6 protein-coding genes are annotated in these 8,542 nt (G+C 59.5%); 2 read left to right on the top strand and 4 right to left on the bottom strand.

What is annotated here, in order from left to right; genetic code table 11:
- Nucleotides 1-479: 479 nt before the first annotated feature.
- The 4 genes from egtD to egtA are packed head-to-tail and all read right to left on the bottom strand — an operon-like array spanning nucleotide 480 to nucleotide 4,787.
- On the bottom strand, nucleotides 480-1,466 hold the full coding sequence (gene egtD / locus E3T38_RS04820; protein ID WP_134546681.1) for an L-histidine N(alpha)-methyltransferase: 987 nt from the start codon (nucleotides 1,464-1,466) through the stop codon (nucleotides 480-482).
- Entirely contained in the window at nucleotides 1,463-2,227 is a 765-nt protein-coding gene (gene egtC / locus E3T38_RS04815; RefSeq protein WP_134546679.1) for an ergothioneine biosynthesis protein EgtC, read from the bottom strand. Before egtC ends, egtD begins: the two co-directional genes overlap by 4 nt.
- A gap of 3 nt (nucleotides 2,228-2,230) precedes the next feature.
- Nucleotides 2,231-3,580: an ergothioneine biosynthesis protein EgtB gene (egtB, locus tag E3T38_RS04810; RefSeq protein ID WP_134546677.1), complete on the bottom strand. Its 1,350-nt coding sequence runs from the start codon at nucleotides 3,578-3,580 to the stop codon at nucleotides 2,231-2,233.
- Nucleotides 3,570-4,787, bottom strand: a complete 1,218-nt coding sequence (egtA, locus tag E3T38_RS04805) for an ergothioneine biosynthesis glutamate--cysteine ligase EgtA (RefSeq protein ID WP_198417302.1) — start codon at nucleotides 4,785-4,787, stop codon at nucleotides 3,570-3,572. The genes egtB and egtA overlap by 11 nt, the downstream gene beginning before the upstream one ends.
- 336 nt (nucleotides 4,788-5,123) lie before the next feature.
- Here egtA and E3T38_RS17420 point away from each other — a divergent pair, with 336 nt between their 5' ends.
- Together E3T38_RS17420 and E3T38_RS04795 are read left to right on the top strand one after the other, a co-directional pair.
- Nucleotides 5,124-5,243, top strand: a complete 120-nt coding sequence (locus tag E3T38_RS17420) for a helix-turn-helix domain-containing protein (protein ID WP_134546693.1) — start codon at nucleotides 5,124-5,126, stop codon at nucleotides 5,241-5,243.
- 817 nt (nucleotides 5,244-6,060) lie between these two features.
- Complete coding sequence (locus E3T38_RS04795; protein WP_134546675.1) at nucleotides 6,061-8,409, top strand: FdhF/YdeP family oxidoreductase; 2,349 nt, start codon at nucleotides 6,061-6,063, stop codon at nucleotides 8,407-8,409.
- The last annotated feature ends 133 nt before the right edge of the window (nucleotides 8,410-8,542 follow it).

The following is an 8,542-nucleotide window of genomic DNA, read 5'->3' as shown; positions in this document are numbered from 1 at the left end:
GCCGCATCCTCAAACGCTACCTGGCCAGAAGCATCTACCGGCACCTCAACACCGCGTCAGCCACAAAATTGAGGGTTGACGAGATATAGAAGCTTCATTTAAATGAACTTCGTAGTAAAGCCGGAGCGCGAACTTGTCGTCAGACTCGCGGATCAGCTGCGGTTTGAACTGGCGGCGGCGCCCTCGGTCACTGTCCACGACCGCGGGATCATCAAGTGCGGCATCGTAACCTTTTCGGTGAAAGGAAACGACGCCAGGAATATCAAGGCCAACTTGGCAGATCACCGGATCAATGTCTCGGTAGCACCCTTATTTTCCGCTCAGGTCGACTGCGTCCCCACAGGGGACACGATAAAGGGGGGATATGGTGATGCGGGCCTCGGTGCACTACTACAACACGAAGGCCGAGATCCAGCGACTTGTTGGCTTTCTTCGGTGAACGTTCTGAAATGTTGGCCGGGGCCAGTCCCCGGGCCGGTCTAGATGGCTGCGGCCAGGGTCAAGGCGAAACGATTTTGCGGATCCGTCCACTGCCCGGCTACGGAGAACCCCGCCGTTTCCATCTCCTCGACCACGCCGCCAAGGCGGAATTTGGCCGAAATTTCCGTTCGAAGTTCTTCCCCCTCGTGGAATTGGATGTTCATATCCATCTCTGGCAGGTGCACCATCATTGGCTTGCTGGCGCGCAGCCGCATCTCGATCCATTCCTCTCGGGGCATCCACACCGCCATGTGTTCAAAGGCCATCACGTCGAAATTGGCACCGAGCTCGGTGTTGAGAACGCGCAGCACGTTCCGGTTGAAGTCAGCGGTGATCCCTTCCGTGTCGTCATAAGCCGAAACGAGGACGTGTGGCGATTTCACCAAATCCGTACCTAGAAGCAGTGAACCACCGTCTTTGCCGAGCAAGTCGCGAACGTTAGAAAGAAAACTGGCTCGGGTCGATGGCTCAAAATTACCGATGGTGCTGCCCAGTAACGCGACCATGCGACGTCCGGTCCGAGGTAGCAGGTGCAGCTGGGTCTCGAAGTCCGCAGTCACGGCCTGCAGTTCAAGGCCGGGAAAGGCAGGAGCCAATTCGTTTTGGGCATCCAGCAGTGCACTATCGCTGATATCTACGCCAACGTAACGGCGAAGGGAGCCTTCGTCTCTCAGCGCGTTGAGCAGCAGGGGGGTTTTCCGGGAAGATCCCGACCCGAGCTCGATCAGCGTCTCTGCAGGGCATGCGGTCGCTATCTCTGCCGCATGGAGTTCTAGCACTTCACGTTCGGCTCGTGTGGGGTAATACTCCGGCAGGCCTGTGATGCGCTCAAACAGTTCGCTGCCGAGTTTGTCGTAGAACCACTTGGGTGGCAGCGTTTTCGGCGACGCGCTCAGTCCTGTGCGCACGTCTGCGCGCAGGCTTCGCCCTAGAAAGTCCGGAGATAGGTGATGGATGATGTCGGGGCGGGCGGCAAAGAGACTCATGGGGCTACCTGTTCCTTCGTGAAAGTGGGAATTGGACGGACGTCGACGTAGCCGGCGGTGGCGGTCAGAAGAGAATTGTCCGCCACCTCATGCCAGTCAGGGCTGTCATCGAAAGGTTCACTGGCCACCACGACGCTCCCGGGACCGGTTCGCCAAAAGAGGGTATCTCCGGCGGCCGTGGCCGCTATGACTGTGCCGTCCGTGAGCAGAAAATTTAGTCGTGCGCCGGTGACGGCGGAGACGCTGTTGACCACGTGCGCCAGCGCTTCCCCGGCGCAGTCTCCTGTGGCGAGCCGTTCCAGGACAAGTGCCCAGAGCAGGGCGGAGTCGACCCGAGCTTCAAGGGCCAGTAGACGAGCGGGCGGAAGCGATGCGGCCAGAGCTTCCACTGCCTGCGGCCAACCCTCTATCCGGCCGTTGTGGCTGAAAAGCCAGGGCCCGTGCGCGTAGGGGGCAGCAGCTGATGCCTCCTGCGTCATCCCTGGTGTCGCGGACCGGACGGCTGCGAGCACCGCCTGGCTGGAGGTAACCCGAGCGACATCAGCGAAGGACCCGTCTGCCCAGAGAGGGATTGCGCGGCGGTAACGGGCCGGTAATGGATCCCCCGAGGCATACCATCCGACACCGAAACCATCAGCGTTTACGGTCCCGTACCGCTGATGTCTGGGTGCCCAGGATTGCGTCAACAACCCGTGAGCGGGGGCGAGCAGCAAATCCGCGAGCGGCACCGGGGACCCGACATAAGCTAAATGACGGCACACAGGCTAACGCACCTCGTCCGGTGCGGCATCCCGCGCCGTACGGAAGCCGGCGAAGATTTGCCGGCGGATTGGGTAATCCCAATTGCGGAATGTCCCACGGCACGCGGCTGCGTCCGCCGCCCAGGAGCCGCCGCGTAGCACCTTGTAGTCAGACCCGAAAAAAACTTCGCTGTATTCCTGATAGGGGAACGCGATGAATCCGGGGTAAGGGCGGAAGTCGCTGGAGACCCATTCCCAAACATCACCGATGAGTTGGCGCACTCCCAACGGTGATGCGCCGCGCGAATAGGAGCCGGCGGGGGAAGGCCGCAGAGCTGATCCGCCCAGGTTCGCGTGATGCGGGCTGGGATCTTCATCACCCCACGGGTAGCGCTTCGAGCAATCGGACCGGGGGTCGTACCGCGCAGCTTTTTCCCACTCTGGTTCGGTCGGAAGCCTACGCCCGGCCCAGCGAGCGTAGGCGTCCGCTTCGAACCAGCACACGTGCTGCACCGGCTCGTCTTCTGGCACCTGTTCAACGACGCCGAATCTGGTTCTGACCCACCGGTCACCGTCGCGTTCCCAATATTTGGGCGCCACTATTCCGGTTTCTCTGACGTGCTTCCATCCTTGGGCCGTCCACCAGCGGGGGGTTCGGTAGCCGCCGTCGTCTATGAAAGATCGGTAGGCGCCGTTGGTTACCGGAATAGTGTCGATCCAGTACGCGGGCAGATCGACCGGATGGGCGGGACGTTCGTTGTCCAGTGCCCAGGGCTCCACCGAGGTCCCCATCATGAACGTCCCTGCGGGTACCAGCACTTCCTTTGGTAGAGAGTACCGGTCGGTGGACACGACGTCGGCTGCCAATGTCCGGGCATGCAGGACTGGTCTGCCAACCCGGAGCTGGTGGGTGGCCAACATCGTCTCGTCGTGCTGCTGCTCGTGCTGGATGATCATTCCGAAGGCGAAGCCACGATCCACCAATGGCGAGCCTTCCAGGGGAGTCCGATCCAGGACATCGAGGGTTTTGGTCCGAACCTGGGCGAGGTACTTGCGGGACTCCTCCGGTGAGAGCAATGGCAGCGAGGTGCGAGCGCTGCGCGCATGCTGGAAAGCGTCATACATCTCGTCGATGTCGCACCGCAGCGGCTCCATTTTGCCGACGTCGCGGACCAGCCAGAGTTCCTCCTGGCTGCCGACATGCGCGAGGTCCCAGACCAGTGGCGACATCAGCGCCGAGTGCTGCTTCAGCAGATCTTCCTCGTCGCACTCAGTCAGCGCATGCGTTCGGATCCGGGACCTTTCCAGCGCGTCGGCGATGAAAGTTTTGAGACTTTCCGGATCGGTACCGGATTCAAAAAAATTATCGGACATTTTCACAATGCTCCTCATGCTCTGACGGACCAAAATAATTGCCGGTCCTTCTCCACACTTCCAGTCGCTCTTCCGCTGGACACCGGCCCCGCGCCGTAAATCGGTCAACAAAATCTTCTGCGCGGTTACGCGTGGCGGCGTCAACCCCTAAACGGGGCAATGCCATCAGGGCAGCTTCGGCGCAGCCGTAGGCTGCCGAAGCGAGCACGGGATTTGTCAACGCGTGACGGGCAGCTGTCCTGAGCGGATTGGACAGGGACGCCACCGGCGCGCAGGCCTCTGCGGCCAGGTCGGCTGCATGCTCATCATCCATCAGGGCTGTCACCATGGCCGTGACAGACTCCCAGTCGCTGCCTGCCTGTGCGTCGATCACCCTGATCTCCATGAACCCCCGCGGGCGGACAGGTGGGAACAAAGTTGTCAGGTGGTACTTCAGGTCGTCGAGCGTTGCAGGTCGTGGGCCTTCTCCACGTAACCAGTTCCGCATCGTCAACCCGCGCGGAGCTGTCCAGGCAGCCTCTGTTGAGGGAATGCACAGCAGCAGCGCATCAAGCGCGTAGCGGGTCCAGTCCAAGCGCGGGTCCACCGAGCGGGGAACCATTGCGGTCCGGGAAGCATCCATCGCCAACCAGATACGCTGCCGGTTGCTCTGCCAACCGCTGGGGGTGCCACGAAGGAACGGGGAATTTGCAAACATAGCAGCAAGGACCGGAATGAGATTGTGCAGTCGCGCCCAACGTTGCGCCGCGCCACTGGATCCCGGAGTGTCGAACCCAGCCTCCAGCGAAATCTGCAGAGCAGCAGTGGAACACATCATGACCCGTCCCGCAGAGCCGAAACGATCAAAATGGTGCTCCATGGCGGCATAACGTGGATGATCCAATGACCGCACCGGCGGCCGAGCAGGGTCCAAAGCCACCGCGCCGAAGCAGAGACCAGCATCCGCCAGCAGAGCCTCAACAGCTGCAAGATCCGCCCGGGTCGCCACGACGAGAGAGGGAAGATCAGACGCGCACACAGAGCTCACCTCCAACTGCCCGCCTGGTTCGAAGGTGATTACTCCTCCACCCGGTAACGGTCCCTGTGATGCTGCCATCGCGTCGCTGACCCGCGCAACCGAAACCGGGAACTGAGGATCCGAGACATCGTGGACTAACCGTTCGACCTCAACTCCGGCAGCACCCGGCGGCCCGGTCTTAAAGCACACGGAGGCAACATATATCTCCGCGTCAGATTCCGAGAGTGCACCCACGCCACGTCCGGGCAACCTTGCAGAATTCACACCAACTATTCCTTCCGGTCACGTCCCGGCGGGTGGGTAATTCATCGTCACCATTCGGGGCCGTTTTTCCGATTATGCCGCAGTGAGCTCAAGGATGGAACCCACCCTCGTCAGCGCCCCGGTGTCGGAGCCACTCAGCACGGCGTTGCAGACGTCCAATTAAACGTGGCGTTCTCGGGGAGGTAAGCAGCGAGTAACCGCCACTTATTCGTCGTGCTGCTCGATGAAGACGCGGGCAGGCCCTTTACCCGATCGCTGGACATGGCTCGCGCGGCTGCGCTGCGTGAGAAGGCTGCCGTTGGCGTTCCACAGTCTGTTCTTGCTCGTGCGTTTGGGGTCAGCCAAGAAACTGTTTATGTCTACCTCCGCGCCGAAGACTGAGCTGGCTGTAGACGATTCGGTGTGGTTAGAGGTGGATTCCTGCGGTGTCGATTAGTTCGACCCAACGCGTTCGACGGTCGGTGTGCGACGGAGTGGAGTCGGACACGTTATCAATCGGTTGACATAGTAGGAATCGTTCTATTCCACCCCTAGACCGGGACCGAATGCTTGCGTGGTTCTCATTTAGCTGATAGGACTGAAATATGGGTGGGAGAGTGGCTCGACGAAAAGTTGTCTGCTTTAGAGTGGATGATTCATTAGTTATGCAAAAAGATGTTTTTACTCGAGTGAAGCCACTGAAGATTAGGGGTGGGGGGGATTTCTCCCGCGGTGACCATGCGCCCATATAGCGTTCTGGATGACTCGCTGGCTATCGCTGCTCCGCAGCGGTATCGGCGTCTGGAATTCAATTCCTACGCCACGAGTTCTCCTGATATCTGTCACCGGACGAGTGTTGACAGGGTGCGTACGTAGTCTATGTATAAAGTGAACGACAACGAAGCGACAATAGCCCCGGGTTTTTGGCGACATGTTTCGACAAACTGCGCGCAGAACAGGTTGCCTCCTCGGGGCACGGTGTTTATTGTGTCGAGCAGGATGGGCGTCGTATTGGCGCACAAGGCCGAGATGGCTAGCGTGCCGGTGTTGGCCTCTGCCTTGGCTCCACTCTTCTTGGCTCCACTCGTCTTCGCAGCCGAACTGGCGTCCGAGGTGCGAATGATATCGGAGGGCTTCCTCAGGAAAGTTTGATGGTGATCTATTCCGGCGATAAACACGTCGTCGAAATACCGGCAAGACTACGAGAAAGTGGTGCGGTATGAGTGCGAAAGCCCCGATCGAGGATATCAACGAAAATGCCACTGAAATGGTGGTTGGGGATCCGAAGACATGGGCTGCCGGAGTGCCCGGTGTCACCCATTCCATGGGGCCGGCCTTTTTGGAGATGGGTATTGGTCGCAGTCTGAAGCTGCTAACCGATATGAATCAGAAGGACGGCTTCGACTGCATGAGTTGTGCTTGGGCGGACCCGGATCACCGCAAGACGTTCGAGTTCTGCGAGAACGGGGCGAAGGCCGTTACCTGGGAAGCTACGCCGGTGGCTATCCCGACCACCTTCTGGTCGGCACACTCCATCAGCAGTTTGCTGGAGAAGTCGGAGTACTGGCTGGGCATGCAAGGCAGACTGACTGAGCCTGTTTACAAGCCGAAAGGCAAAGACCACTACGAGCCGATCAGCTGGGATGATGCGTTCACGCTTATTGGCGACCGGCTGAAAGCCCTTGATTCTGCCAACGAGGCGACGTTCTATACCAGTGGTCGCACCGCCAACGAGACCGCATTCATCTACCAGCTGCTTGCCCGGTCACTTGGCACCAACAACCTCCCCGATTGTTCCAATATGTGCCATGAGTCCACTGGGCTAGCCATGGGCGAGTCCATTGGCATCGGAAAGAACACGGTTGCTTATAAGGACTTTGCTCAGGCGGACCTAATCATCGTCATGGGGCAAAACCCTGGTACGAACCACCCCAGAATGCTCACGGCCCTCGAGGAGGCAAAGGAGGCCGGTGCGGATATTGTTGCGGTCAACCCGCTCCTCGAGGCTGGCTTGATCCGCTATAAGAACCCGCAGAAGGTGAAAGGTATCATCGGCCACGGAACAGGTCTTGCCGACCAGTACGTGCAAATCCGCGCGGGCGGCGACGGGTGGTTGATGAAGGCAATCTCCAAACGCGTCTTCGAGGCCGAAACCGCACACCCCGGAACGGTTCTCGACCACGAGTTCATCGAGGAACACTGCGCGGGGCTTGAAAAGTTCAAAGCACATGTCGCCACGCTCGATCACGACTCGGTTCTTCGAGCAACCGGACTTACGACGGCGGAGATAGACGAGCTTGCTGCGCGGTACATGAAGGCAGACAAGGTCATCATCACCTGGGCGATGGGGCTGACTCAGCACAAAGACGCTGTTGCCATCATTAAAGAAATCATGAATCTCCTGTTACTTCGGGGAAACATCGGTAAGCCAGGCGCAGGCGCCTCTCCGATCCGTGGTCACAGTAATGTGCAAGGCGATCGCACGATGGGTATCTGGGAACAAATGCCTCCGGCATTTCTGGATGCCCTCCAGCAAGAATTTCACTTCGATCCTCCGCGCGAGAACGGCTTCGACACCGTTCAGTCGGTGGAAGCGATGCTCGCAGGAAAAACCAAGGTGTGGATTGCGATGGGCGGCAACCTCGTGTCTGCGGTATCAGATACCGCAGCTGCCGAAGCAGGATTCCGCTCTGTGGGCCTCAACGTGCAGATCTCAACGAAACTGAACCGTAACCACCTCACGGTGGGCGACGAAGCGTTAATCTTGCCGACCATGGGGCGCACCGAGATCGACATCCAGGCAGGGGGCCCGCAGATGCTCTCTGTCGAAGACTCCGTGTGCGCGATCCATGCGACCAGAGGCAAGATCAAGCCGATTTCGGACAAGCTACTCTCCGAAGTGTCAATCGTCACTCGGATCGCGCGCCAGGTATTCGGTGACGATGGGCGCATCAACTGGGCCGGGTTTGAAGAGAACTATGACACGATCCGTGATCACATCGAACACGTTATCAAGGGCTTCGACAACTTTAATGAGCGACTCCACCGGGACAACGGTTTCATCCTTCCCCACGGGCCGCGTGATTCGCGGACGTTTAACACGCCAACCGGCAAAGCCATGATCACGGTCAACGAGCTCGAGTACATCGAGTGCCCGACCGGACGCCTGCTGCTGCAATCGATGCGCGCGCACGACCAGTTCAACACGACGATCTACAGCCTGGATGACCGCTACCGTGGCATCAAGAAGAGCCGCAAGGTGATCTTCGTCCATCCAGACGATTTGTCCATGCTCGGTGTCGAAGATGGCCAGATCGTCGACGTGCACAGTGAGTTTACCGACAACGTCGACCGGGTGGTGCGCAACTTCAGGATCGTCGCGTTCCCGACGTCACGCGGGTGCGCGGCTACCTACTTTCCCGAAGGGAACCCGCTCGTTCCTTTGGGATCCACGGCCGACGGGAGCAACACACCGGCTTCGAAGGCGGTCGTCGTACGTCTGGAACCGGTCGAGACGTACCGTGCGGGCAGTCGCCGTGCGCCAGAAGGAACATTGGCGGGAATATAGCGATGTGGCTCCAGCCGCGGGAGAGCGAAGAGCCGAACTAGCGAAGGCTGCGCGCCACGAGTGTTTCCATGGGGGACTTGTCCAGCACCACCGGGAAGGTAGAGCTACGTCATCATCAGCCACTGCGATCGGC

The organism is Cryobacterium sp. Hb1 (assembly GCF_004403585.1).
GTDB lineage: Bacteria > Actinomycetota > Actinomycetes > Actinomycetales > Microbacteriaceae > Cryobacterium > Cryobacterium lyxosi.
This window is presented reverse-complemented; position numbering and strand designations above follow the sequence as displayed.

Bases quoted from the DNA above. Each gene is read 5' to 3' on its own strand.
- egtD (WP_134546681.1), bottom strand. From the start codon at position 1,466: ATGAGTCTCTTTGCCGCCCGCCCCGACATCATCCATCACCTATCTCCG.
- E3T38_RS17420 (WP_134546693.1), top strand. From the start codon at position 5,124: ATGGCTCGCGCGGCTGCGCTGCGTGAGAAGGCTGCCGTTGGCGTTCCA.
- E3T38_RS04795 (WP_134546675.1), top strand. From the start codon at position 6,061: ATGAGTGCGAAAGCCCCGATCGAGGATATCAACGAAAATGCCACTGAA.
- egtB (WP_134546677.1), bottom strand. From the start codon at position 3,580: ATGTCCGATAATTTTTTTGAATCCGGTACCGATCCGGAAAGTCTCAAA.